This is a genomic window from Sneathiella chungangensis (assembly GCF_009882935.1).
GTDB classification, from domain to species: domain Bacteria; phylum Pseudomonadota; class Alphaproteobacteria; order Sneathiellales; family Sneathiellaceae; genus Sneathiella; species Sneathiella chungangensis.
In genome coordinates this window covers 740,068-763,519 of sequence record NZ_WTVA01000001.1, presented here as the reverse complement: position 1 = coordinate 763,519, position 23,452 = coordinate 740,068, and the positions used below count along the sequence as shown (strand labels likewise).

24 protein-coding genes and 1 tRNA gene are annotated in these 23,452 nt (G+C 60.7%); 17 read left to right on the top strand and 8 right to left on the bottom strand.

The window, feature by feature from the left end; translation table 11 throughout:
* Positions 1 to 10: 10 nt before the first annotated feature.
* Positions 11 to 84, bottom strand: a tRNA-Gln gene (locus GQF03_RS03810).
* Between the two features lie 196 nt (positions 85 to 280).
* On the opposite strand from GQF03_RS03810, the gene GQF03_RS03805 reads away from it, so the two are divergent.
* From GQF03_RS03805 to GQF03_RS03770, 8 genes are all read left to right on the top strand, one after another.
* Positions 281 to 1,390: a Ppx/GppA phosphatase family protein gene (locus GQF03_RS03805; RefSeq protein WP_161337843.1), complete on the top strand. Its 1,110-nt coding sequence runs from the start codon at positions 281 to 283 to the stop codon at positions 1,388 to 1,390.
* Entirely contained in the window at positions 1,387 to 2,121 is a 735-nt protein-coding gene (locus GQF03_RS03800; RefSeq protein WP_161337842.1) for an RlmE family RNA methyltransferase, read from the top strand. Before GQF03_RS03805 ends, GQF03_RS03800 begins: the two co-directional genes overlap by 4 nt.
* Positions 2,122 to 2,310: 189 nt before the next feature.
* Positions 2,311 to 3,774, top strand: a complete 1,464-nt coding sequence (gene guaB, locus GQF03_RS03795) for an IMP dehydrogenase (protein ID WP_161337841.1) — start codon at positions 2,311 to 2,313, stop codon at positions 3,772 to 3,774.
* A complete protein-coding gene (locus tag GQF03_RS03790) occupies positions 3,771 to 5,081 on the top strand; it encodes an RsmB/NOP family class I SAM-dependent RNA methyltransferase (protein WP_161337840.1) in 1,311 nt (436 codons plus the stop codon). Before guaB ends, GQF03_RS03790 begins: the two co-directional genes overlap by 4 nt.
* Positions 5,082 to 5,210: 129 nt before the next feature.
* Positions 5,211 to 5,693, top strand: coding sequence for a tetratricopeptide repeat protein (locus tag GQF03_RS03785; RefSeq protein ID WP_206376233.1), 483 nt, complete (start codon positions 5,211 to 5,213; stop codon positions 5,691 to 5,693).
* A 62-nt stretch (positions 5,694 to 5,755) separates the two neighbouring features.
* Positions 5,756 to 7,303 (top strand): glutamine-hydrolyzing GMP synthase, encoded by a 1,548-nt coding sequence (gene guaA, locus GQF03_RS03780; RefSeq protein WP_161337839.1) that lies wholly within the window; start codon positions 5,756 to 5,758, stop codon positions 7,301 to 7,303.
* 99 nt (positions 7,304 to 7,402) lie between these two features.
* The gene (locus GQF03_RS03775; protein ID WP_161337838.1) at positions 7,403 to 9,559 is read left to right on the top strand and encodes a vWA domain-containing protein; all 2,157 of its coding nucleotides are present in this window, start codon (positions 7,403 to 7,405) and stop codon (positions 9,557 to 9,559) included.
* A complete protein-coding gene (locus GQF03_RS03770) occupies positions 9,556 to 10,050 on the top strand; it encodes a GNAT family N-acetyltransferase (protein ID WP_161337837.1) in 495 nt (164 codons plus the stop codon). The genes GQF03_RS03775 and GQF03_RS03770 overlap by 4 nt, the downstream gene beginning before the upstream one ends.
* Before the next feature lie 53 nt (positions 10,051 to 10,103).
* Here GQF03_RS03770 and GQF03_RS03765 read toward each other — a convergent pair whose 3' ends face one another.
* The gene (locus GQF03_RS03765) at positions 10,104 to 10,598 is read right to left on the bottom strand and encodes a winged helix-turn-helix transcriptional regulator (RefSeq protein WP_161337836.1); all 495 of its coding nucleotides are present in this window, start codon (positions 10,596 to 10,598) and stop codon (positions 10,104 to 10,106) included.
* Between the two features lie 118 nt (positions 10,599 to 10,716).
* Here GQF03_RS03765 and GQF03_RS03760 point away from each other — a divergent pair, with 118 nt between their 5' ends.
* The 4 genes from GQF03_RS03760 to GQF03_RS03750 all read left to right on the top strand — a co-directional run bounded on the left by GQF03_RS03760 (position 10,717) and on the right by GQF03_RS03750 (position 12,655).
* Positions 10,717 to 11,373 carry a glutathione S-transferase family protein gene (locus tag GQF03_RS03760; protein ID WP_161338105.1) on the top strand — a complete coding sequence of 219 codons (657 nt, stop codon included), beginning with the start codon at positions 10,717 to 10,719 and terminating at the stop codon, positions 11,371 to 11,373.
* A 117-nt stretch (positions 11,374 to 11,490) separates the two neighbouring features.
* The gene (locus tag GQF03_RS03755; protein WP_161337835.1) at positions 11,491 to 11,880 is read left to right on the top strand and encodes an MAPEG family protein; all 390 of its coding nucleotides are present in this window, start codon (positions 11,491 to 11,493) and stop codon (positions 11,878 to 11,880) included.
* An 18-nt stretch (positions 11,881 to 11,898) separates the two neighbouring features.
* Positions 11,899 to 12,054, top strand: a complete 156-nt coding sequence (locus tag GQF03_RS18650; RefSeq protein WP_162858409.1) for a DUF5993 family protein — start codon at positions 11,899 to 11,901, stop codon at positions 12,052 to 12,054.
* Between the two features lie 13 nt (positions 12,055 to 12,067).
* Entirely contained in the window at positions 12,068 to 12,655 is a 588-nt protein-coding gene (locus GQF03_RS03750) for a disulfide bond formation protein B (protein WP_206376237.1), read from the top strand.
* A 9-nt stretch (positions 12,656 to 12,664) separates the two neighbouring features.
* Here GQF03_RS03750 and GQF03_RS03745 read toward each other — a convergent pair whose 3' ends face one another.
* From GQF03_RS03745 to GQF03_RS03730, 4 genes are all read right to left on the bottom strand, one after another.
* Complete coding sequence (locus GQF03_RS03745) at positions 12,665 to 13,291, bottom strand: glutathione S-transferase family protein (RefSeq protein WP_161337834.1); 627 nt, start codon at positions 13,289 to 13,291, stop codon at positions 12,665 to 12,667.
* 106 nt (positions 13,292 to 13,397) lie between these two features.
* Positions 13,398 to 13,589, bottom strand: a complete 192-nt coding sequence (locus tag GQF03_RS03740) for a hypothetical protein (protein WP_161337833.1) — start codon at positions 13,587 to 13,589, stop codon at positions 13,398 to 13,400.
* A gap of 125 nt (positions 13,590 to 13,714) precedes the next feature.
* Complete coding sequence (locus GQF03_RS03735; protein WP_161337832.1) at positions 13,715 to 15,448, bottom strand: peptidoglycan-binding domain-containing protein; 1,734 nt, start codon at positions 15,446 to 15,448, stop codon at positions 13,715 to 13,717.
* A 787-nt stretch (positions 15,449 to 16,235) separates the two neighbouring features.
* A complete protein-coding gene (locus GQF03_RS03730) occupies positions 16,236 to 16,457 on the bottom strand; it encodes a hypothetical protein (RefSeq protein ID WP_161337831.1) in 222 nt (73 codons plus the stop codon).
* Between the two features lie 119 nt (positions 16,458 to 16,576).
* Here GQF03_RS03730 and GQF03_RS03725 point away from each other — a divergent pair, with 119 nt between their 5' ends.
* The 5 genes from GQF03_RS03725 to GQF03_RS03705 all read left to right on the top strand — a co-directional run bounded on the left by GQF03_RS03725 (position 16,577) and on the right by GQF03_RS03705 (position 22,035).
* Positions 16,577 to 17,224 carry a tetratricopeptide repeat protein gene (locus GQF03_RS03725; protein WP_161337830.1) on the top strand — a complete coding sequence of 216 codons (648 nt, stop codon included), beginning with the start codon at positions 16,577 to 16,579 and terminating at the stop codon, positions 17,222 to 17,224.
* Positions 17,225 to 17,228: 4 nt separating this feature from the next.
* Positions 17,229 to 18,575 (top strand): outer membrane protein assembly factor BamB family protein, encoded by a 1,347-nt coding sequence (locus GQF03_RS03720; protein ID WP_161337829.1) that lies wholly within the window; start codon positions 17,229 to 17,231, stop codon positions 18,573 to 18,575.
* A gap of 10 nt (positions 18,576 to 18,585) precedes the next feature.
* A complete protein-coding gene (gene der / locus GQF03_RS03715; protein ID WP_161337828.1) occupies positions 18,586 to 19,923 on the top strand; it encodes a ribosome biogenesis GTPase Der in 1,338 nt (445 codons plus the stop codon).
* Between the two features lie 187 nt (positions 19,924 to 20,110).
* Positions 20,111 to 21,082, top strand: coding sequence for a DNA cytosine methyltransferase (locus tag GQF03_RS03710; protein WP_161337827.1), 972 nt, complete (start codon positions 20,111 to 20,113; stop codon positions 21,080 to 21,082).
* A gap of 65 nt (positions 21,083 to 21,147) precedes the next feature.
* Positions 21,148 to 22,035, top strand: a complete 888-nt coding sequence (locus tag GQF03_RS03705) for a NaeI family type II restriction endonuclease (protein WP_161337826.1) — start codon at positions 21,148 to 21,150, stop codon at positions 22,033 to 22,035.
* A gap of 184 nt (positions 22,036 to 22,219) precedes the next feature.
* Here the strand turns inward: GQF03_RS03705 and GQF03_RS03700 are convergent, their stop codons facing one another.
* Together GQF03_RS03700 and GQF03_RS03695 are read right to left on the bottom strand one after the other, a co-directional pair.
* Entirely contained in the window at positions 22,220 to 22,606 is a 387-nt protein-coding gene (locus GQF03_RS03700) for a hypothetical protein (RefSeq protein ID WP_161337825.1), read from the bottom strand.
* A gap of 136 nt (positions 22,607 to 22,742) precedes the next feature.
* Positions 22,743 to 23,441: an SDR family NAD(P)-dependent oxidoreductase gene (locus GQF03_RS03695; RefSeq protein WP_161337824.1), complete on the bottom strand. Its 699-nt coding sequence runs from the start codon at positions 23,439 to 23,441 to the stop codon at positions 22,743 to 22,745.
* Between the last annotated feature and the right edge of the window lie 11 nt (positions 23,442 to 23,452).

The window sequence follows — 23,452 nt, the reverse complement described above, 5'->3', positions numbered from 1 at the left end:
CGAAGGCGGATGGCTGGGGAACCTGGACTCGAACCAGGATTGACGGAGTCAGAGTCCGCTGTCCTACCATTAGACGATTCCCCACCATGTCGGCGGTGCGCCCGCGGCTCGCGGGGCTGGCGGACCTACTACCAAGTCGCGCGCGCCTTGTCAACGTTCGATAAAGTGACATTTCGCCAAAATATATATGAACCTTTTGCGGAAAGCTGATAGCATAGGGCAAATGGGCCGGGATTATTCAATCCGGGGCCGTATATTATTTACCTGGAGGTAGTCCTGGGTGGCAACATCACAACCCCGTAAAACGGGAAAGGGTGATCGCAGAAGATATCGACGCAAGTTTCAGCATGGCGGGCCGGGCAATCCCGAAACATTCGGCGCCCTGGACCTGGGCACCAACAATTGCCGGCTGCTGATTGCGAAACAGCAGGGGAAGAGTTTCCGCGTCATCGACAGCTTCTCGCGGATCGTCCGGCTTGGCGAAGGCGTCAGCCTGACCGGCAAATTGTCCGGCGACGCCATGGAAAGAACGATCGACGCGCTTGGCGTCTGTGCGGACAAGATGCGCCGCGCCGGCGTCACCCATATGCGCTGCGTCGCGACGGAGGTCTGCCGCAAGGCCGACAACAGCGACGAATTCCTCGACCGCGTGCGCGAGGGTTGCGGCATCGAGCTGGACATCATCACCACGGCGGAGGAGGCGGCACTGGCGGCCGAGGGCTGCGCCCCGCTCATCGATTACCGGCATCAGAATGCGCTCGTCTTCGATATCGGCGGCGGCAGCACGGAGCTTGTCTGGCTTGGTCTTGAGGGCCGCCGGCAGAGCGAGGTGCTGGGCTGGACCTCGATCCCCGTCGGCGTGGTCACCCTGACCGAACGCCACGGCGGGATGGAGGTGAGCCAGTCCGCCTATGCCGACATGATCGCCGATGTCCGCCATCATGTCGATGCGTTCGAGGCGGAGCACGGCATCGCCGGGCGGATCCGCGAGGGACGGGTGCAGATGCTCGGCACCTCGGGCACGGTGACGACGCTCGCGGGCGTGCATTTCGGGCTCGAACGCTACAGCCGCCGCCGCATCGACGGCGCCTGGCTGAACGCGGGCGCCATGCTCGATATCTGCCGCCGCCTCGCCGGCAGCGATTACAAGACGCGCGTCTTGGAGCCCTGCATCGGCGAGGAACGGGCCGATCTCGTCGTCTCCGGCTGCGCCATCGTCGAGGCGATGCACAGCCGCTGGCCGGTGAAAAAGCTCCGCGTCGCCGACCGGGGCCTGCGCGAGGGGATGCTGCTCGGCATGATCGAGCGGGTGCGCCGCGAACGTCAGCTGGCGGCGGAGGAACGCCAGCGCGCGCGGCAGGCCACGGCCGAGCCGAAGGTGGCGCCATGAGCGGCGGCGCGAAAAAGCCCGGAAAGGGCGCGACAAAAAACACCGGCATGACCGGCCGGCTGCTCCATACCAAGGTGAAGACGGCGCGGGGGCGCAAGACCTCCTCGACCAACTGGCTGCAACGCCAGCTCAATGATCCTTACGTGGTGGAGGCGAGAACACGGGGCCTGCGCAGCCGCGCGGCGTTCAAGCTGATGCAGCTCAACGAGCGCTACAACCTGCTGAAATCCGGCGATTCGGTCGTCGATCTCGGCGCCGCGCCGGGCGGCTGGACGCAGGTCGCGGTGGACCGCGTCGGCGCGGAAAAGGGCAAGGGCAAGGTGCTCGCCGTCGATATCCTCGAGATGGAGCCGGTCCCCGGCGCCGAGGTGATGCAGCTCGACTTCACGGAGGCGGGCGCCGATGACCGGGTCAAGGCCGCGCTCGGCGGGCCGGTCGATGCGGTGATCTCCGACATGGCCGCGCCGACCACCGGCCATCGCCAGACCGATCATTTGCGCATCGTCATGATGTGCGAACTGGCGCTGGAATTCGCCATCGATGTGCTGGCGCCCGGCGGCGTCTTCATCGCCAAGGTGCTGAAAGGCGGGACGGAGAATGACCTGCTTGAGCAGATGAAGCAGAATTTCACCCATGTCCGCCACGCCAAACCCGAGGCCAGCCGCGCCGATTCCCGCGAAGCCTATGTCATCGCCACCGGTTTCCGCGGGAAAAAGACGGACGGGGAGTAGCGAAACCGCCGAAATTTCGCGCTCCCAAAAAAAACGTCGATCGAGCAAAATTCGCTCTATGAATTTTAAAATCTCGCTGTATGATTGCGCGGCAATTCCATAGACCAATCCGCCGGCCGATCGGAATATCTGCCGGGTCGGGAAGGGGTCGCCACCAGATATTGTGAGCTCAACGCTCCTGGAGTTGCCATGACTATCCGCGAAGCCTTTACCTTTGATGACGTGCTGCTACAACCGGCAGCCTCCGAAATCCTGCCGACGCAGGTCGATACCACCACCCGCCTGACGAAGGAAATCACGCTCGGCATTCCGCTGATCTCCAGCGCCATGGACACGGTGACCGAGGCGCCGATGGCGATCGCCATGGCCCAGGCCGGCGGCATCGGCGTCATCCACAAGAACCTCTCCGTTACCGAGCAGGCCGACGAGGTCCGCCGGGTGAAAAAGTTCGAAGCGGGCATGGTCGTCAACCCGCTGACCATCGCCCCGGACGAGCCGCTTTCGGAAGCGCTCTTCCTCATGCAGAACCACAAGATTTCCGGCATCCCGGTGACCGAGCGGGGCAGCGGCAAGCTGGTCGGCATCCTCACCAACCGCGACGTGCGCTTCGCCACCGACACGCGCCAGCCGGTCAGCGAACTGATGACGAAGGAAAATCTGGTCACCGTGCGCGAACTGGCGACCCAGGACGAGGCCAAGCGCCTGCTGCACAAGCATCGCATCGAGAAGCTGCTGGTGGTCGATGACGCCTATCGCTGCATCGGCCTGATCACGGTCAAGGATATCGAACGCTCGACCCTGTTCCCCAACGCCTCCAAGGATGAGCAGGGGCGGCTGCGCGTCGCCGCCGCCGTCGGCATCGGCGATGACGGCTTCGCCCGGGCCGAGGCGCTGCTCGCGGCCGAGGTCGATGTGCTGATCGTCGATACCGCCCATGGCCATTCCAGCCGGGTGCTGGAGGCGGTGAACCGCATCAAGAAACTCAGCAACCGCACGCAGGTGATCGGCGGCAATGTCTCCACCGCGGAGGGGACGAAGGCCCTCATCGATGCGGGCGTCGACGCGGTGAAAATCGGCATCGGGCCCGGCTCCATCTGTACGACGCGCATCGTCGCCGGTGTCGGCACGCCGCAGCTCACCGCGATCATGGACGCGGCGGAGGCGGCGCTCGGTTCCGGCATTCCGGTGATCGCCGATGGCGGCATCAAGACATCGGGCGACCTCGCCAAGGCGTTGGCGGGCGGGGCAAGCTCCGCCATGATCGGCTCGCTGCTGGCGGGCACCGACGAAAGCCCGGGCGAAGTCTTCCTCTATCAGGGTCGCTCCTTCAAATCCTATCGCGGCATGGGATCCTTGGGCGCGATGGCGCGCGGTTCCGCCGATCGCTATTTCCAGCAGGAAGTCTCCGATAACCTGAAACTCGTGCCCGAAGGGATCGAGGGGCGCGTGCCCCATCGCGGCCCGGCCAACGGCGTCATCCATCAGCTCGTCGGCGGCCTCAAGGCGGCGATGGGCTATACCGGATCGAAGGATATTCTCACCTTGCAGAAGAACGCGAAATTCGTGCGCATCACCAATGCGGGCCTGCGCGAGAGCCATGTGCATGACGTCTCCATCACCCGCGAGGCGCCGAATTACCGGCAGAACGGATGACCCCTGCCGCCCGGCTCGCCGCCGCCGCCGAACTTTTGACGGCCATCGGCGCCGCCGCCACCCCCGCCGAGCAGCATATCGGCAGCTATTTCCGCGCCCGCCGCTATGCCGGATCGAAGGACCGCCGCTGGGTCACCGAATTCACCTATCGGGCGCTTCGCCGTCAGGGGGAACTCGACTGGATCGCGCATGAGATCGGACTTGAGCCATCACCCAGAATGCGTTGTTTTATAAGCCTTCTCCTGTTCGACGATCTCCCGCTTGCGGAGGTCCGCTCGGGCTGGATCGGCGGGCCGCATGGCCTTGAGGAACCAACGGCGGAGGAGGTGGCGGCGCTTGAAAAAGCCGCGACGCTCGACCTTGCGCAGATGCCGGCGGCGGCGGCGGGGAACTTCCCCGACTGGCTCGCCGATACACTCACCGCGCAATATGGCGAGAGCGCCGCGGATATCATGGCCGCCTATGGGAGCCGCGCGCCGGTGACGCTGCGGGTGAATGGCCTGAAGGCAACGCGGGAGGATATCCTCGCGACCCTCAAAGAGGAGGGGATCGACGCCGAGGCGACGACGCTCTCTCCCGACGGCATCATCCTCAACGACCGCCTCAATCTCAGTCGCCATCCGCTGCTCGATGCGGGCCGGATCGAGCTGCAGGACGAGGCCGCACAGATCGCCGCCCGCCTCGCCTGTGCCGCGCCCGGCATGATCGTCGTCGATTTCTGCGCAGGCGGCGGCGGCAAGTCCCTCGCCATGGCGGCGGGCATGGCGCATCAGGGCAAGATCCATGCCTTCGATACCAACGCCCGGCGGATGCGCGATATCCAGTCGCGCGCAACACGGGCGGGGGTCACGCTGATCGAGCCGGTGGCGATTGCGGGCGATGATACGGATATCGAGCTTTTCACGCCGCTTGTCGGCGGCGTTGATCGCGTCTTCGTCGATGCGCCCTGTTCCGGCTCCGGCACCTGGCGGCGGCAGCCCGACCAGAAATGGAAACTGACGGCGGACCGCCTTGCGGAGCTGATCGCGCTGCAGGCGGATATCCTCTCGCGCGCCGCGCCGCTGGTCGCGCCGGGCGGGCGGCTGATCTACGCCACCTGCTCGATCCTTGCGGGCGAGAACGAGGCGCAGATCGAGGCCTTTTTATCGTCACATCCGGAGTTTATGCTGTGTCCCGTCAGCGAAATCTGGGACGCGGCCGGTTTAACGGGCAGTTACGAGAAGACCTTCCTCGCCCTGACCCCGGCGGACATCGGGACCGACGGTTTCTTCACCGCCGTTCTTGAAAAGGGCCCGCGGCGCGCATAGCTCTGGGTGAGAAAAATAATTCACCATCATGTGAACGGAATTTCCGTCCTGATCCGTTATAATGGTGATCCGAAGTCGCGGATGACCCGTAGGTCCTTGAAAGACGTCAAAAATGGGAGATTGGGGACAATGACAATACGCAAATTTATCCTGGCAATGATGACCGTCTTCGCGGCGCAGCTGCTGGCGGCTCAGATCGTGTTCGCGGCGGGAAGCGGCGACAGCTCAAGCACGACGGAGGCGCCGAAAAATCCTGAATTCGCCGCCGGCAAGGCCGCCATCGACGCGGAGCAGTGGGACGCCGCCATCGCCGCCTTCACCAAGGTGACGGCAAGCGAGCCCGACAATGCCGATGCCTATAATTATCTCGGCTATGCCAATCGCCAGCTGAAAAACTACGATGCCGCCTTCGCGAACTACAACCGGGCGCTGGAAATCAACCCCGATCATCGCGGCGCCAACGAATATATCGGCGAGGCCTATTTGCAGACCGGCAACCTGAAAATGGCGGAGGAACATCTGCTCAAACTCGACGCGCTCTGCTTCTTCGGCTGCCCCGAATATACCATGCTGAAACGCGCGGTTGAGGACTATAAGGCGAAGCAGAGCTAAAACTGCAAAAACACGGCATAAACGGGCTGGACAGGCTTCCCCAAACTGTCTAAACCCCGTTTATGAAAAACAGTATTCTGATCATTGACTTTGGCAGTCAGGTCACCCAGCTGATCGCGCGGCGCGTCCGGGAGGCTGGGGTTTACAGTGAAATCATTCCCTTCAATTCAGCGGCCGACCGGCTGAAAGACTTCGACCCGGCGGGGATTATCCTCTCGGGCGGTCCGGCCTCGGTCATCGGTGATGCGACGCCCCGCGCGCCGGATGCCGTGTTCAAGATGGGCGTGCCCATCCTCGGCATCTGTTACGGACAGCAGACCATGGTCGATCAGCTCGGCGGCAAGGTGGAGGCGCCGGACCATCGCGAATTTGGCCGTGCCGACATCGACGTGGTCGCCGATTGCGACCTGTTTAATGGCGTCTGGGAAGCCGGAACCAAGGATCAGGTCTGGATGAGCCATGGCGATCATGTGGTCGCGATCCCGGACGGCTTTTCCGTTGTCGCCACGTCAAGCGGTGCGCCCTTTGCCGGCATTGCCAATGATCAGAAGAAATTCTACGGCGTGCAGTTCCATCCCGAAGTGGTGCATACGCCGCGCGGCGCCGCGCTGCTCTCCAATTTCGTGCATCGTATATGTGGCCTTGCGGGCGACTGGACCATGGCCGCGTTCAAGGATCAGGCGATCGACGCGATCCGCCGTCAGGTGGGGGATGGCAAGGTCATCTGCGGCCTTTCGGGCGGGGTCGACAGCTCTGTCGTCGCCGTCCTCATCCATGAGGCGATCGGCGATCAGCTCACCTGCGTCTATGTCGATACCGGCCTGATGCGGGCGGGCGAATCGGAGCAGGTGGTGAGCCTCTTCCGCGATAAATACAATATCCCGCTGATCCATCGCGATGCGTCCGACCTGTTCCTCGGCGAGCTTGAGGGCGTCGATGATCCCGAAGTGAAGCGCAAGACCATCGGCCGCATCTTCATCGATGTGTTCGACGAAGAAGCCAGCAAGGTCGGCGGCGCGGAATTCCTCGCGCAGGGCACGCTCTATCCGGATGTGATCGAGAGTGTCTCTTTCTCGGGCGGGCCTTCGGTGACCATCAAATCGCATCATAATGTCGGCGGCCTGCCCGAACGCATGAATATGAAGCTGGTGGAACCCTTACGCGAACTCTTCAAGGACGAGGTCCGTGATTTGGGGCGGGAGCTTGGCATGGCGGCGGAACTCGTTGACCGGCACCCCTTCCCGGGGCCGGGGCTCGCCATCCGTATTCCGGGCACGATCACTCGCGAGCGGCTGGAAATCCTGCGCAAGGCTGATACCATCTATCTTGATGAGATCCGCAAAGCCGGGCTTTATAACGAGATATGGCAGGCCTTCGCCGTGCTGCTGCCCGTCCGCACTGTCGGCGTGATGGGAGATAACCGCACCTATGACTATGTCTGCGCCCTTCGCGCCGTGACCTCGACCGACGGTATGACCGCGGATTACTATCCCTTCAGCCATGACTTTTTGGGGCGCGTCTCGACCCGCATCATCAACGAGGTCAAGGGCATCAACCGCGTCGTCTACGACACCACCTCCAAACCCCCCGGAACCATCGAGTGGGAGTAGGCGGGGCGCGGATTTTATAGCGCATTTGATTTCTGCCCGAAAAATGGCACACTTGCCGTCGGCGGCCGGGGGAGGCGCCGCCGCGGACAGGGGGAAATCATGAGTTACAGGACGTTATCAAGGGCCGTTTTTATTCTTATCTTCAGCCTCGCGCTCGCCGCGACGGCGCAGGCGCAGGAGGTTACGATCACCGCGCCCACCGAGGCGGGCATCAACCAGGCGATCGAGATCACCGTTTCGGGCCCGCCCGCCAAGGGCGACATCCTCCGCTTCGCCGATGAAAGCGGCAAGCTGCTGAAGGGCGCCTATGTCTATGTCGGCAACCTCAAGAATAATAAAGGCAAACTCGCCGCCCCGCTGGCGCCCGGGAATTATTTGGTCGCCTATGTTTCCGGCGGCAAGATTGTGGCGAGCAGCCCGCTCACCGTCACCGCCGTGACCGCAAGCCTCACCCTTCCCGAAAGCGCGAAGATCAACGAGACGATCGAGGTGGCGTTCGAGGGGCCGGTTAACTCCGGCGACTATGTCCAGATGATCACCGATGCGGGCAAGCCGATCCGCGGCCTCTATGCCTATGTCGGCAACGCCAAGAACGGCGTTGTGAAACTGCGTCTCCCGGCGGAGGGGGGCGAGTATGGCGTCGGCTATTTCACCGGCAAGATGATGATCGGCAGCAGCCCGATTTCCGTGCAGGGCGTGACCGCGACGGTGACCGCGCCCGAGAGCGTCGGCGCGAACGAGACGTTCGAGCTGTCCTTCGACGGCCCGCTCAATAACGGCGATTACCTCCAATTCGTCGATGCCAGCGGCAAGCCGATGAGCGGGCTCTATCGTTATGCCGGGCAGGCGAAGGATAACGTGACAAAGATGACCGCACCGGTGGAGCCGGGCAGCTATCGCATCGCCTATTTCACCGCGAAGAAGGATATCGGCTCGACCGCGATTACCGTGACCGGCACCAACGCGACGCTCGCCATGGCGGAGACGGTACCCGCGGGCGCGCATTTCCCCGTCGAGTGGCAGGGGCCGAACAATAGCGGCGATCTGGTCCGGGTGTTGCGCCCCGATGGCTCGAACGCGGGAAGCTACGCCTATCTTGGCCATAACCCGGAGACCGTGACGCTCCGTGCGCCGGAGGAACTGGGCGCGTATCGCGTCGCCTATCTCTCCGGCGGGCAGATCCTGGGGGAGGTATCCTTCACCGTCACCGACGTGAGCGCGAAACTGGATGCCCCCGCCGAGGTGGAGGGGAACCAGCGCTTCAACGTCACCTGGCAGGGGCCGGGAAACCATGGCGATCTCCTGCAACTGGTCGATCCCGCGAAACCCGGCAATATCGCCTATCGCTATGTGGACAGGGAAAAGGGCAATGTCATCGCCGTTCATGCGCCGAACCTGCCGGGGGACTATGAGCTGCGCTACCGGACCCATGGCGGGAAAGTGCTCACCGCCGTGCCCGTCACCATCACCCCGGCAAAGCAGGAACCGGGCTCGCTTCAGGTGATCGCCGCGAAGAAGCCGCGCCTCGGCCCTGAGGATGCGATCGAGGTCGTCCTCGATGCCTCGGGCAGCATGCTGCAGCGGCAGGACGGCGACCGGCGGATCGATATCGCCAAGCGCACCCTCAACGCGCTGGTCTCCGATACCATCCCGGACGGCACACCCTTTGCGCTCCGGGTGTTCGGCCATAAGGAGGCGGATACATGCCGCACCGATCTGGAAATCCCGCTCGCGCCTTTGAGCCGCGCCGCGGCGACGGCCCGCGTGGACGGGGTGACGGCGATGAACCTTGCGAAAACGCCCATCGCCGACAGCCTCGCCCAGACGAGCAGCGATCTTCGCGCCGTTACCGGGGAGCGGATCATCGTGCTGATCACCGACGGGGAGGAAACCTGCGAGGGCAATCCCGCCGATGTGATCGCGGAAATGCGCGCGGGCGGCGATGACGTGCGGGTCAATATCGTCGGCTATGCCATCGATGACGCGGCCCTGCAGGAAAGCTTCGCGCTCTGGGCGGAACTTGGCGGCGGGGAATATTTCAACGCCAGTGACGAGGCTGCGCTGGCGGCGGCCCTCACCAAGGCCATCAACCCCTCCTTCACCGTGATGGATGAGGCCGGAACGGTGATCGGGGAGGGGATCGCGGGCGGCGGCGCCCTCAGCCTTGCCGCCGGCACCTACCGCGTTACCGCCGGTGCCTTCGCGCAGCAGGTCACCATCGACCCTGCCAAACTCAGCACGGTCACGATCGAATGACGACAGCCGAGGAAACTCTTTATGTCGGGGAGCCGGGGGCGGCGCATCGGGACAGCCTGATCGACCTCCTCCTGGAGCTGAACCGCTTTTATAACCCGCAAAGTACCGTCAAAAGAGCGGAGATAGAGGCGCATCTTGAGCATCACTTGCTCGCCCCGGACAGCCACCAGACGCTGATCATTGCGGCGGACGGAGCGAGGGCGCTCGGCCTCACGTCGGTCTATCTCATTCACTCCCTCGTCGAACCCCGCCCGGACGCAAACCGGCAGTGCTTCATGAAGGAGCTCTATGTCCGCGCCGATGCGCGCGGCAACGGGATCGGCGCACGGCTCATGCAATGGGTGATCGATTACGCGCGGGCGCAAGGGTGCTGCCGCCTCGACTGGAATGTCGCCGCCGACAACAAGGATGGCCGCCGCTTTTATGAGCGACTCGGCGGCTATCAGGTGGACGGCCGCCTCTGCTTCCGCCTCGACCGGGCGGCCTTCTAGCCCATCGCGCGGATCAGAGCGTCTTTCAAGCTTGTCTGGTCCGGCGCCCGGGTTCATTCTTTTTTGGTGCGGATTTCCCTCTCATAGGCGTCCGCTAATTCGCGGAAGACGGATCGCCGGGGCGCGGGCGCGCCGAGATGGATGCTGCGCAGTTCCGCCATGAAGGCGTCCCATATTTCCGGCCCGCCTTCCTCCAGCAGTTGCGCGCGGATCGCCAGCTCCCGCGAGACCGGCAGATGCCGCCGGCCCCAGGCGCCCATCTGCGCCAGCAGCGGGACCAGCTGGATCGCCGGTTCCGTCAGGTTGTAGATTGTCCGCTGCTTGTGCGAGGGGTCGGAATGGCTCTCGACCAGTCCGGACGCCGCCAGCTTCTTCAGCCGGTCGGCGAGGATGTTCGAGGCGATCCCCTCTTCCGAATGGGTCAGCAGGTCGCGGTAATGCCGCCGGTTGCCGAACATGATGTCGCGAATGACGATCAGGCTCCAGCGGTCACCAAGGGTTTCCAGCGTCAGGTTGATCGGGCAGCCCGATCGGATGGAGAGGGTCATGAAAGCTCCTTAAAACTGCTTGCATTATACATACGGTTTCGGTAGATTTCAACCACTTGCAATTTGCATTCAGTTTATGGGCCTGCCGGAATTGCCCGGGATGAAAGGATTGTTTCACATGACACTTGCGCTCTATATGCATCCGCTCTCCTCCTATTCCCAGAAGGCGGTGACCGCCTTTTACGAGAAAGGCGTGGATTTCGAGCTGAAAATGCTGGACAACAGCGAGCCCGTGGCGGGGGAGTTCGCCGCGCTCTGGCCGATCCGGCGGTTTCCGATCCTCACCGATGACGACCGGATGGTGTTCGAGGCGACGGGCGTTATCGAGTATCTGGAGGCAATCCGTCCCGGCGGGACGCCGCTGATTCCGTCCGATCCCGTTGCCGCGGCGGAGGTGAGGATGTGGGACCGGTTTTTCGATAACTACATCAATACGCCGCAGCAACGGGTTATCATGGCGACCCTGGGCCGCGAGCCCGAAAGCGGGCCGGGCAACGTCCATGCGACGTCCCAGCTCGATACCGCCTATGCCGTTCTGGATCAGCGGATGGCGGAGCGGGAGTGGGTGTCGGGGGACACTTTCAGCATGGCCGATTGCGCGGCGGCGCCGGCGCTGCTCTATACGGACTGGACCCACCCGATCCCGGGGGAGTACCGCCATCTCTGGGCCTATCGTGACCGTTTGCTGGCCCGGCCGAGCTATGCCCGCGCGCTGGACGAGGCGCGCCCCTATCGCAACCTGTTCCCGCTTCCCATCCCGGAGGGGCGGGACTGACGCGGCGCTTGCGGGCGGGATGGGGCCGCGGCGGAAAGTTGCCGATTTTTGCGGCGAATTATGCTATGGACGATGAAGAACGCCCGACTGGCTCACGCTCTAACGGAGAAACCCCGCATGCATGTCACAATCACCCCTCTTGCCGCCGCCCTGCTGGGGCTGATCTTTTTCTTCCTCAGCCTGCGCACCTCGATGGAGCGGCGGCGGGCCAAGGTCTCGCTCGGCGATGGCGGCGATGCTGGGCTGCAACGGGCGATCCGGGCCCATGGCAATTTCATCGAATATGTGCCGATCTCGCTGCTGCTGATGGCGTTTCTGGAGATGCGCGCCGTCAGCATCTATGTGGTGGGCGTGCTCGGCGTCATGCTGGTGGCGGGCCGCTGCTTTCATGCCATCGGCATCAGCCGCGACAGCGCGAGTTTTCGCCTGCGCCAGATTGGCTCGCTCTTATCGCTGCTCGTGCTGCTGATCGGCAGCCTCTGGCTGCTCTATACCTATCTGATCTGATCCGTGGGGAGGTGAAGGATGATTGCACTTCTGTTTCTGCTGCTCACGTTGGCGATGCTCGCCGCCTGGCGGGATAAATGGGCGGTGTCCTATAGCCTCTTTGCCGTGACCATGGGGCTCAGCGTCTATTGGCTGAAGTTCCATGCGACCACGCCGCTCGCCGTTCAGCTGTAGGGAGGGAGGTGCGATGATGATCGATGCCCGCGCGTCCCGCAATCTCAATGCCCTCGGCCTCTTTGCCATTTGCGGCGTGCTGATCGCTGCCTATGCCATGCAGTTTACCCTGGACGAGCTGCCCTGTCCGCTCTGTCTGTTGCAGCGGGTCGGCCTCGTCGCCGTAGGGTATGGCCTCTGCCTCAATCTGGTGCGGGGGCCGAAGCCGCATCATTATGGCATCATGCTGATCGCGGCGGTGTATGGCGGCAGCGTCTCGATCCGCCAGATCCTGCTGCATATCGTGCCGGGCACCGGGCATTACGGCTCCCCGGTCTGGGGGCTGCATTATTATACCTGGGCGGGGGTCTGCTTCTTCCTGATCATTCTCGGCACTGCCGTGATGCTCCTGTTCGAAGGGCAGTTCAGCAAGGCGCCCGTGCCGGCGACGACGCCCGCCAAAAAATTCGGCGGCAGCCGCCTCGCCATCGCCGCCTTCGCGTTGATGGTGCTGCTGGCGGCGGGCAACGCGGTCACGACCCTCATCGAATGCGGCCCCACCGTCTGCGCCGACCCGCCCAAAAGCTACAAGCTGATCGATGATGTGAAGAAAGCGGGTTAAGCTCTTTTCTCACGCCGCCTTTTCGTCCGGCCAGGGGTTTTTCCACGCGGGGATTTGCTCCAGGCCGTCGAGCCAGCGGGTGATGTTCGCGAAGTCTTCAAACGGCATCTCCGCCTCCCGCCAGTAGCGGGCCATGGAGGCGAGGGCGAAATCGGCGATGGTGAGGCGGTTCGCGGCGACGAAATCGCGCCCCGCAAGATGCGCGTCGAGCACTTTCGCGTATTTCACGCAGTTCTTCCCGGATTTCGCCAGCAGCTCCCGGTCCGGCGGGCCCATGTTGAAGGTCTTCTTCACGATATGCTCGATATAATAGGGGCCGACGGCGCCGACCCAGTGCCCCTCGTTCCAGGTGAGCCAGCGCAGAACCTCGACCTGCTCGGTGAGGTTTTCCGTCGGCCATAGATCGGAGCCTGCCTTGATGCAAAGATGCGCCATGATCGCCGCCGATTCAAAGAGCGTCACATCGCCATCGACCAAGGTCGGGGCCTTCTTGTTGGGATTGAGGGCCTTGTATTCCGGCGTATGCAGGCCGCCCGCGACAGGATCGATGCGGATCAGCTCCGCCTCGATCCCGAGATGCTTGACAAGGGCAAGAACGCGCATCGGCGCCTGCGCCGGTATCCAGTAAATCTTCATGTCTCATCCTTCTGACAGTTTCCCGAAACATGCCCGTGTGGGAGGGAGGCTGTCAACAGCGGAAAAGACGAGGGGGAACGGGGCGCCGCGAGACGCCGTCCGGTATTTAGTGCTGGATCGGGGGGTCGGTGCGGCGGCGCTTGTATTTGCTGCCGCGCTCGATCTCGTCGTTGATTTCCTCGGCGATATCGTTCCAGCCATATTGCCGCGCCGCATGGAGGGCGCGCTGCAAGCCGCAGGTATCGATTAGGTTCTGCGCAATAGCCCGCTTGCGCTTGTCGAGGGACTGACTGGCCATCAAAACTAACTCCCGTATGGCGGCGATAAACGCTGCATATCGGGTCAGATTAAGGCCAAATCGTGAACTTTAGGTAAAGACACGGCGGGCAGGGCGCGCGCCGCCCCGCTCGCGCCTGAAGGCCGCTACTTCCGGCACGCATGTAATCCCACCGTCCTGGCGCTCGTAGCGACGCCGGAGTCAAAACCTCTTGAGGATGTGACCCAGTATTCCGCCGCCTTGTCGCTGACGCAGGTACAATATTCAGCCTTCGTTTTTCCTTTTACATAATCAGGCATTTTGTATTTTTGGCAGTAGTTGTAGTTCTCTACGCGGACGCTGTCGGCTATCTTGCAGGTCGTTGCTTTGTGTAAATATGTTTCGGCAGATACGACGGCTTCCTGACGCATTGTAGCGTTCCAGCTGGGCTTGTTCTGGATTATTTCAAGCTCCTGCTTTTGCTCTTCTATTTTTTTACGCATATTTTTTTCTAACTCCGCCTTCCTCTCTGCGGAAAGTTTCGGATTAGCATTGTTCTTCTGGATGGCGTTTTCGAAACCCGAATTGAGCTGTGTCAGGCGTTTTACGCGCTTCGCGATAGTGCTGTCCACATATTGATCGATTTCATTTCCAAGGCAGCTACAGGAATAATATTTCTTTGCGTATTCGTTTCTGATGCATCGAGCGAACGCAATTTTTCCTTCGGGTGATAATTCCGCCATGATCGCCTTATTCTGATCCTCTTCCACTTTTTTTGCTGCGGCAATTACTACTTGTTCGGCGGCAATCTTGTCGGCTTCGGCTTGTTTTGCTGTGGCGATCTTTTCGGCTTCGATTTTCTTTTCGGCCGCGATTTTATCAACTTCTTCTTGCTGGGCTTTATTCGCGGCTGCCTGCTTTTCAGGCGTAGGCATATGAACTTTGTAGGTTTTATCGCCGAAACGGTTGGCGGCGGGATCTGACGTTACGATTTGAAACTCGAAAATTCCGGCGGTATTAATCAAATCGATAAAATCCTTGTATGTTTGCACACTTACTTTGGGAGAAGGCTCACCCCAGCAATCAGTATATTTGTAGCAACGGCCAATATAATTATAACTCCCATTCTGCGTTGTAATATGGGCTTCGAATGGAATTTCCTTGTTGGTTATGTTCGAGCTAAAATAGGTAAATTTATGCCGGTACTTATTCTCTCCAAAATATATCTCGGCTACGGTTGCTTCGGCGTTTTCCGGGGCACTGATCATAATCCACCCCGCTTCACCGTTGGGGTCATCATTCACTATTACAGCCTCAAGAATATCCGGAATTGCGGCAGGGGCCGGTTCTGACTTCTTCGGTTCCGCTTTCGTTTGCGCTGCTTTAGGCTCTTCCGCCTTCTTCTCCGCCGTCTTTTCCTCCTCCGGCGTTGTTGCGGGGGCTACGGCTGTGGCGGCAGTAGTGGTTGCCGCTTGCGGCGTTGGCGTTGCTTTCAGTGTGGCCAGCAACTCCGCGGAGGCATTGCCGCTCGCCGCCAGATTCTGCGATTGCTCAAAGGCGATGATCTGCTTCTTGGTGTTCGGACCATAGGCGCCATCGACAGCGATTGAATAGCCGAGACGCTTGAGCTCCTTCTGCGTCTCCCGGACCAGCGTCTTGTCATTATTGCCGCTGACGGCCGGTTGCGCCGGGGCGGCGGGCGCCGCCACCGCCTTCGGTTCCGGCGCGGCGGGCTTGGCCGGGGCCGCCGTCGTCGCCGGTTTCTTCACCTGGCCTTCGCCGTCGGAGGTGGAGGGGGCGGTCGGTTCCGCATTTTCGAGCGCCTCGCCCGCCTTGTCGGTCAGATCCTTGGCCGTCTCCTTGAGTTTATCCAGCCAGTCCGCGCTTGCGGTCCCGGGCATGAAAAAGGGCAGGCAACAGAGGATGAGGGTCGTCAGGAGGCGTCTTGGCACGGCTGTGTCTTCCTTTTTCCCGGCGATGAGGGGGCGCTGTATCGGTTCTGGATTACGTAACGTCTTATATAAGAGAAGATTTTAGTAACCTCTGGCGGTCTGTAAAGTCTTTTTGAAAATGCGGCCCGCGGCGCGGCGGTTTTGCGTATTAGGGTTATTGCATATTCGATTGCCCTGTGCTATAATTCACGGGCTAGAAGGAATTGGATTTGACTGCCACTTCGCCCCTTGTCTTAGGGGGAATTTCAAAGGAGGTTCAGGACAGCTTGGATACCAAATTCCCTTCATATAGCGGTATCGATGGCGCCGGATTGGAGGCAATTCCGAACAAGGCGCCGCCGGAATTGGGACAAATTTTACGGGACGCTATATCGTGAATGGCGCCTTGCGGATAATCAGGAAGTCCTGTGCCGGGTAAAAAATCGGTATCGCCGAAATCGGCGCGGCGCCGGTTCCGATCCCCCAACGGATCGGGAAAACGGTTGCCCCCTCGATTGATTGGACGCCCAGGTGGAACCCCTCGGACGAAATTTGCCGCGACCTCTTCCTGTTATCGGAATGACCTCACTCGCGCCAGTCGTCCGCCGCGTGCCGCCGACGGGACCCTTTCCTTGCCGCGATGACGGGCCTTATGGCCAGAGCCCCGTCGCGACGGTGAGGCGGAACCGGCGTTCGTGATCCCGTGACCATACCGGAGACGGCGGAGGGAGCCCCTCGCCAATGCCGGGTCGCCGCCTCAACCGCTGCCGAAGGTGCGGTAGAGGAGGGCGATAACAAGCGCAATGGCGAGCCAGATGGCGAGGTTGCGCAACGATGCCGCCATGCCTGCACGCCGGGTGAAGTAAATGAAGCCCGGCACCACCAGTATCGCCATCATGATCAAGGCGACGAGTTGCAAAATCTGCATTTCGGTCATGGAGGTCCATTTCTCCCTGTTGTTCGCGGGCGCGGCGGGCATGAAATCGCCGCATTTCTCCCAAAATATCAAAATTTGGGCAAAGCGCGAGACAACATTTGCTTAAATTTGCCCGGCGGTTTATTTTGCACCCAAATTTACGGGTGGAACTGGAGTTATTTGTGGCCGATATTTTTAACGAAGTGGATGAGGATGTCCGCAAGGAAAAATCGCTGGCGCTTTGGAAGGCCTATGGCAAATATGTCATCGGCGCGGCCGTGCTGATTGTCGCGGGCACCGCGGGCTGGGTCGGCTGGCAGAATTACACGGTCAGCCAGTCGCGCGCCCAGGGGGCCGAATTCGAGGCGGCGGCGGTGCTGGCCCGGGAAGACAAATTCGGCGAAAGCGCGGCGGCCTTTGCGGGCCTCGCCGAAAGCGGCAATGCCGGATACCGGGCGCTGGCGGCTCTGCGCGAGGCGGCGGCGCTCATCGATGCGGGGGAGGGCGACAAGGCGCTCCTCGTCTATGACCGCATGGCGGCCGACAGTTCCATCGATGCCGAATTCGCCTCCCTCGCTGATCTGATGGCGGGCTATTACCTGATGGACAACGGCACCACCGATCAGGTCCGGAGCCGTATCGCCAATCTCACCGAGCCCGGCAAACTCTGGAGTGCGTCGGCCAACGAGCTTTTGGCGCTCACCTATATCAAGGACGGCGACAAGGCCCGCGCGAAAGAGGTGCTCAGCCTCATCCAGAATGACGCCGCCGCGCCCGACATCATCAAGGGCCGCGTGCGCCAGCTTCTCACCGCGCTCGAGGGTAGCTGATCGGATGCGTAAGCCCGCCGTGGTGATGATGTCCGCGTTCCCGCTCCGGCCCCTGCTGGCGGGCGCGCTTGTGCTTGGCCTCGCTGGCTGTTCCTGGTTCGGCGACAAGGAGGATCCGCCGCTTCCGGGCGACCGTATTTCCATTCTCTCGCTCGAACAGACGTTGGAGGCCGACGCCGGTCTCGCCGATCTTGAAGTGCGCCTGCCGGCGCCGTATGAGAATGCCAACTGGCCGCAGGCCGGCGGCATCCCGTCCCACGCGCTCTATCATCTCGCGCTGCCCGAGGAATTGAAGGAAGTCTGGCGCGTCGATATCGGCGACGGATCGGATGATGAGAACCGCATGTTCTCCTCCCCCGTTATCGCCAATGGCCGGGTCTATACGCTGGACAGCAGCACCACCGTGCGCGCCTATGCGGCGGAGGATGGCAAGCAGCTCTGGGAGAAGGACCTGACGCCCGAGGATGAGGACGAGGGCAGCATCGGCGGCGGGCTCAGCTTTGAATATGGCCGCGTCTTCGTCACCACCTCCTATGGCGATGTGGTCGCGCTCGATGGCGAGAGCGGCGAGGAAATCTGGAAGACCGGCCTTGGTGTCCCCCTCCGGGCCGCGCCGACAATCGCCGAGGGGCAGGTCTTCGCCATCACCTTCGACAGCCGTATCTTCGCCCTCGATGCCGCCGACGGCAGCACCAACTGGGATTTCGAGGGCGGCGTGGAAACCACCGGCCTTCTCGGCGCCGCCAGCCCCGCCTTCGCGAGCGGCACGGTCGTCGTTCCCTTCGCCAGCGGCGAGGTCTATGCCCTGCGCGCCGCCAACGGCCAGCAGGCTTGGAGCGAGCAGCTGGTCCGCCGCCGCTTCTACAGCTCGCTCACCTCGCTCACCGACATCAACGCCTTCCCGGTCATCGACCGCGGCATCGTCTATGCCGCCAGCTATTCGGGCCGCATGGTCGCCGTCGACCTGCGCTCGGGCAACCGGGTGTGGGACCAGGAAATCTCGACCCTGCAGACCCCCTGGATCGCCGGCGACTTCCTCTTCGTCGTCTCGACCGATGGCGATCTTGTCTGCATGTCGCGGCGCAACGGCCTGATCCGCTGGGTCCGCCCGCTCGGCAAGTACGAGAATCCGGAGGACAAGCGCGACCTGATCATCTGGACCGGCCCGATCTTGGCGAGCGACCGGCTGATCCTCGTGTCCAACTACGGCGTTGCGGTGTCCGTCTCGCCCTATGACGGCAAGGTCCTCGGCCAGATCGAGCTTTCCGACAATGCCTCGATCCCGCCGGTGGTGGCCGGAAACACCCTGTATATCCTGACCGACAACGCCGAACTGGTGGCGTTGCGATAAAGTAAAATAGATGTCCTTTACCGTTGCGATCATTGGCCGTCCGAACGTCGGCAAGTCGACCTTGTTCAACCGTCTGGTGGGCAAGAAGCTGGCGCTTGTCGACGATACGCCGGGGGTCACCCGCGACCGCCGGGAGGGGGAGGCGAGCATCGGCAACCTCAAGTTCAAGGTCATCGACACGGCCGGGCTGGAGGAGAAATTCGACGACAGCCTGGAGGCGCGGATGCGCCGGCAGACGGAAATCGCGCTGGAGGAGGCGGATGTCGCCCTCATGCTGATCGATGCGCGCATCGGGATTACGCCGCTCGATAAGCATTTCGCGGGCTGGCTTCGCAAGTCGAAAACGCCGGTCATCCTGGTTGCCAATAAATGCGAGGGCAAGGCGGGCATGCCCGGCCTGATGGAGAGTTTCTCCCTTGGCCTTGGCGAGCCGATCGCCCTCTCCGCCGAGCATGGGGAGGGCATGGCGGAGCTCTTCGATGTGCTGCTTCCCTTCGAGAAACAGGAGGCGGACGAAGACGCGGAGGAGGAGGAAAAGCCCCTGCAACTCGCCATCGTCGGCCGCCCGAACGCGGGCAAATCGACGCTGGTCAATTACCTGATCGGGGAGGACCGGATGCTGACCGGGCCGGAGGCCGGGGTCACGCGCGATTCCATCGCCGTCGAATGGACCTATGAGGGCCGCGCGGTGAAGCTCGTCGATACGGCGGGGCTGCGCAAAAAGGCGCGGGTGCAGCAGAAGCTGGAAAAACTCTCGGTCGCCGACAGCCTCCGCGTCATCCGCATGGCGGAGGTCGTCGTCCTTCTCATCGACGGGGAGGAAAGCTTTGAAAAACAGGACCTTACCATCGCCGCCCATGTGATCGAGGAGGGCCGCGCGCTTGTCATCGCCGTGAATAAATGGGACACGGTGAAGGACCGGCAGGGGGCGCTCAAGCTCATCCGCGACCGGCTCTCCATCTCGCTGCCGCAGGTGCGCGGGGTTCCCGTGATCACCATCTCGGCGCTTTCGGGGCGCGGGGTGGATCGGCTGATGCCGGCGGTGATGGAGGTTTATGATCTCTGGAATACCCGCATCTCGACGGCGCGGCTCAACCGCTGGCTGGAGGTCATGCTGGAGCAGCATCCGCCGCCCATGGCCAAGGGCCGCCGCCTCAAAATCCGCTATATGACGCAGGTAAAGGCCCGCCCGCCGACCTTCTCGCTGTTCATGTCGTCGCGCGGTGAACTGCCGGAAAGCTACCTCCGCTATCTCGTCAACGGCCTCCGCACCGACTTCAACCTCCCCGCCGTCCCGATCCGGATTTTCCCGCGGACGGGCAAAAATCCGTATGTGGATAAGGGGTGAGGGGTAGGTTGCATCCCCGGCGTTGTTGGTGTCCGTTTCCGCTTGTAAAAACAATTGAAATTATTTCATGTAGATGTTATTGGAACAAAAAGAGAACAATTTTTGCGGGCGGCCTATTAGTGAATTACATGTTTCATCACCCGCCACTCAAATGTAAAGTTCTAATGGCATCAAAAGGGGAATGGCAATGAATAGCGCGTTATCATCTATTGAGGTTTGTGCAGGCGCAGGCGGTCAGGCGCTTGGTCTTGAGCAAGCAGGTTTCAATCATGAAGCACTTGTCGAAAATGATACGCATTGTCGCAACACATTGCGGCTGAACCGACCGGATTGGAACGTGTTGGAAGGCGATCAATCAGATCTCACTACTTTTGACGCGAAACCTTACGCTGGAATTGACCTTGTCGCAGGCGGTCTTCCCTGTCCGCCTTTTTCAGTTGCCGGTAAACAGCTTGGGAAAAATGACGAACGTAACCTGTTTCCGGAGGCAATCCGAATCATTGACGAAACGCGGCCGAAGGCGGTGATGATCGAAAATGTGCGCGGGTTCCTTGATGCTGTCTTTTCTGATTACCGGCAGCATCTGAAAAACGAGCTTCATAAACTTGGCTACGAAACTGATTGGCATCTTTTCAATGCTTCAGACTTTGGAGTGCCGCAGCTTCGGCCCCGTGTAGCAATTGTTGCTATCCGGAAAGAGTATGCGGACCGGTTTAATTGGCCTGTTACATTACCGGGTAATCCGTCTACGGTAGGAGAGGCCCTTTCTGAACTTATGGGAGAATTTGGCTGGAAAGGTTTAGAAAAATGGGTTGAGACTGCAAATGAAATAGCGCCCACCATTGTTGGTGGTTCCAAAAAACATGGCGGGCCGGATTTGGGACCAACGCGAGCAAAGCGGGCGTGGGCAACGCTCGGGGTCGATGGCATGGGGATCGCCAATGAAGCGCCTGATCGGGATTTTGTTGGCATGCCCCGACTGACGGTACCTATGGTGGCCTTGCTCCAGGGGTTTCCAAAAGAATGGGTGTTTTCAGGAAAAAAAACTGCGGCGTACCGGCAGGTCGGTAATGCCTTTCCGCCACCGGTAGCAAAAGCCGTTGCGCAGAAACTTGCCGAGGCAATTTCCGTTTCACAAATTTACCTTTTGCGAGCCTAGTCTTTTCACACCACACTATTCGTGGCAATGTCCCATAGGATTGAATCGTATGGGTTGTCAGCACTGTGAAAAAAAATGTTCCAGCAAGCGCTGTTGCCTTAGGGCATAAGGATTATGATCTTTTAAAAGAATTAGTTGATGAAATTGTATCTCGCGGCGGCGGCAGGGATGCTTTACGTGCTTCCTTTACTAGCATGCTGCGTGAATGCGTTGACGATGTCCTGCAAACCGCGAAAACTGGAAGACGGGCTTATTCTCAGCTTGAGAAAACTGAGAAAACTTATATTGGTACTCGTGTCGAAATTATGCTGCGTGCTTTGCTGGATCTCGAGAAAGGCAAGCTTGATACAGTGATCAAGGGCCGGGATGTTGATATCAAAAACACAATGGGCAGCAATTGGATGATACCTACAGAGGCAATAGATCATCCTTGTATGCTAGTTGCTGCCGATGAAGAATCATCGCTTTGCTATTTTGGCATTTTCATTGCGCGAGAGGAATATTTAACCAGAAGTTCAAATAGAGATGCCAAGAAAAGTATTTCGCAAGATGGCTTTTCAAATATTTACTGGATATTTAGGGAGGAGGAATATCCTCCAAACTTCTGGCGAACCGTATCTGAAGAAGCTGTTGCCGCGATTTTCAATGGGAAAAATGGAAATGAGCGCGTAAAAACATTGTTTCGATATATACAAGAGCGAGTAATTACTCGAGATATCATCGAGGCAGTGGCGCAGCAAAGTGATTTTATGCGTAGGTTACGCAGCGATAAAAAAAGAGGTACGAGACAGCGGCTCGCAGAGGAAGGTATAATTCTCTTGAATGGTCACTTTGATAGCGGCCTAATCTCGTTGCTTAATTTGCCATATTGCGGCAAAAGCGAGTTTATTTCGTTTAAACCCAAAAGCATTGAGGAATGGGAATTGATTAACAAATTTAAGCCTGAGAAATAAACTTGTTGATCTACACTATCTTAACGCTCCCCCCTCAAACACCACGCCATTTTCCTCACTCAGCACGGCGTCGAGGAACATCTGCGCTTTTGTCTCGGGGAGGGGGTGGTCTTCGGGGTTTTCGGCGGGGTAGGCGAGGCTGCGGAGGCGGGTGCGCGTCGGGCCGGGCGCATCCGCCCGCCGGTCAGGGATGGACGCGATGGAAATAGACTGTGTGGCCGAATATCGTCTCGGTCGACAGGACGCCGTTCGTATCGAGCATATAGGCGCCGCCCTTGCCCTCCTGAAACGGTCCGTCGCCGCATTTATATTTGACATTCTCCCGTATGAGCCGGTCGCCTTCTTCCCGCCCGGTCGCCGTCACGATGCCGGGGCCGCCACCCGGGCAATGGTTGAGCGCGTCGGTCGTCACGACAATCCGGTAGCTGCCGTCTTCCAGCTTGACCACCGACAGGGTGCCGATGGCGCCATCGAGGTGATCGACATTCTGGTAAAGCCCCGTCCATTTATCGGCCAGCGCCGTGCCGGTCATCATCAGTAATGTGAAGGCCGCAATCGCCATCATGCGCATGGTGTCTCTCCTGTTCCGTCCAATGCCTGCCGCCACCGGCGCGCCATGCCGAGGGGGTGTCCGGCCGCACGATTGCCCGGAAATCGGGATCGGTCAAGGGTAGTGTTCTCTTTTTGAGGGCGAAAACCCGGCGAATCTACCCCCCAAACACCACGCCATTTTCCTCACTCAGCACCGCGTCGAGGAACATTTGCGCTTTTGTCTCGGGCAGCGGGTGGTCCTCCGGGTTTTCGGCGGGGTAGGCGAGGCTGCGGAGGCGGGTGCGCGTCGGGCCGGGATCGATGAGGTTGACGCGGAGGTTGGTTTTCGCGACCTCGTTGGCGTAGGTTTTCGCGATCACCTCGAGCGCCGCCTTGCTGGCGGCATAGGCGCTCCAGAACTGCTTGTTCTCATGGGCGACATGGGAGGTCACAAAAAGCGCGCGGCCGGCCTCGCTCTGGCGGAGCAGCGGATCGAGGGCGCGGATCAGCCGCTGGTTCGCATGGACATTGAGGCGGAACACATTCTCCCACAGATCCGGCACATATTGCTGCGTCGGCATCAGCTTGCCGACCATGCCCGCGTTGCCGACAAAAATATCGAGCTTCTTCCAGCGCTCATAAAGCGGCATGGCGAGGCCGTCGATGGCGGCGGTGTCCAGGAGATCGAGCGGGACGAGGGTCGCGCTGCCGCCCGCGTTCTGGATTTCGTCATCGACCTCCTCCAGCCCGCCGACAGAGCGGGCGACGAGGATGACATGCGCGCCTTCGCTTGCGAATTTCTTCGCGACGGCCGCGCCGATGCCGCTTGAGGCGCCGGTGATCAGCGCCACTTTATCTTTCAGTTTCAGGGACATAAAAGCCTTCG

What these genes read in the sequence shown, in the direction of transcription:
- GQF03_RS03765 (WP_161337836.1), bottom strand. Translation starts at nt 10,598, where the DNA reads ATGACCCTCTCCATCCGATCGGGCTGCCCGATCAACCTGACGCTGGAA.
- GQF03_RS03760 (WP_161338105.1), top strand. Translation starts at nt 10,717, where the DNA reads ATGACACTTGCGCTCTATATGCATCCGCTCTCCTCCTATTCCCAGAAG.
- GQF03_RS03730 (WP_161337831.1), bottom strand. Translation starts at nt 16,457, where the DNA reads ATGCCCGCCGCGCCCGCGAACAACAGGGAGAAATGGACCTCCATGACC.
- GQF03_RS03800 (WP_161337842.1), top strand. Translation starts at nt 1,387, where the DNA reads ATGAGCGGCGGCGCGAAAAAGCCCGGAAAGGGCGCGACAAAAAACACC.
- guaB (WP_161337841.1), top strand. Translation starts at nt 2,311, where the DNA reads ATGACTATCCGCGAAGCCTTTACCTTTGATGACGTGCTGCTACAACCG.
- GQF03_RS03750 (WP_206376237.1), top strand. Translation starts at nt 12,068, where the DNA reads ATGATGATCGATGCCCGCGCGTCCCGCAATCTCAATGCCCTCGGCCTC.
- GQF03_RS03755 (WP_161337835.1), top strand. Translation starts at nt 11,491, where the DNA reads ATGCATGTCACAATCACCCCTCTTGCCGCCGCCCTGCTGGGGCTGATC.
- GQF03_RS03790 (WP_161337840.1), top strand. Translation starts at nt 3,771, where the DNA reads ATGACCCCTGCCGCCCGGCTCGCCGCCGCCGCCGAACTTTTGACGGCC.
- GQF03_RS18650 (WP_162858409.1), top strand. Translation starts at nt 11,899, where the DNA reads ATGATTGCACTTCTGTTTCTGCTGCTCACGTTGGCGATGCTCGCCGCC.
- GQF03_RS03770 (WP_161337837.1), top strand. Translation starts at nt 9,556, where the DNA reads ATGACGACAGCCGAGGAAACTCTTTATGTCGGGGAGCCGGGGGCGGCG.
- GQF03_RS03735 (WP_161337832.1), bottom strand. Translation starts at nt 15,448, where the DNA reads ATGCCCGGGACCGCAAGCGCGGACTGGCTGGATAAACTCAAGGAGACG.
- GQF03_RS03775 (WP_161337838.1), top strand. Translation starts at nt 7,403, where the DNA reads ATGAGTTACAGGACGTTATCAAGGGCCGTTTTTATTCTTATCTTCAGC.
- GQF03_RS03720 (WP_161337829.1), top strand. Translation starts at nt 17,229, where the DNA reads ATGCGTAAGCCCGCCGTGGTGATGATGTCCGCGTTCCCGCTCCGGCCC.
- GQF03_RS03740 (WP_161337833.1), bottom strand. Translation starts at nt 13,589, where the DNA reads ATGGCCAGTCAGTCCCTCGACAAGCGCAAGCGGGCTATTGCGCAGAAC.
- guaA (WP_161337839.1), top strand. Translation starts at nt 5,756, where the DNA reads ATGAAAAACAGTATTCTGATCATTGACTTTGGCAGTCAGGTCACCCAG.
- GQF03_RS03785 (WP_206376233.1), top strand. Translation starts at nt 5,211, where the DNA reads ATGACAATACGCAAATTTATCCTGGCAATGATGACCGTCTTCGCGGCG.
- GQF03_RS03700 (WP_161337825.1), bottom strand. Translation starts at nt 22,606, where the DNA reads ATGCGCATGATGGCGATTGCGGCCTTCACATTACTGATGATGACCGGC.
- GQF03_RS03710 (WP_161337827.1), top strand. Translation starts at nt 20,111, where the DNA reads ATGAATAGCGCGTTATCATCTATTGAGGTTTGTGCAGGCGCAGGCGGT.
- GQF03_RS03745 (WP_161337834.1), bottom strand. Translation starts at nt 13,291, where the DNA reads ATGAAGATTTACTGGATACCGGCGCAGGCGCCGATGCGCGTTCTTGCC.
- GQF03_RS03695 (WP_161337824.1), bottom strand. Translation starts at nt 23,441, where the DNA reads ATGTCCCTGAAACTGAAAGATAAAGTGGCGCTGATCACCGGCGCCTCA.
- der (WP_161337828.1), top strand. Translation starts at nt 18,586, where the DNA reads ATGTCCTTTACCGTTGCGATCATTGGCCGTCCGAACGTCGGCAAGTCG.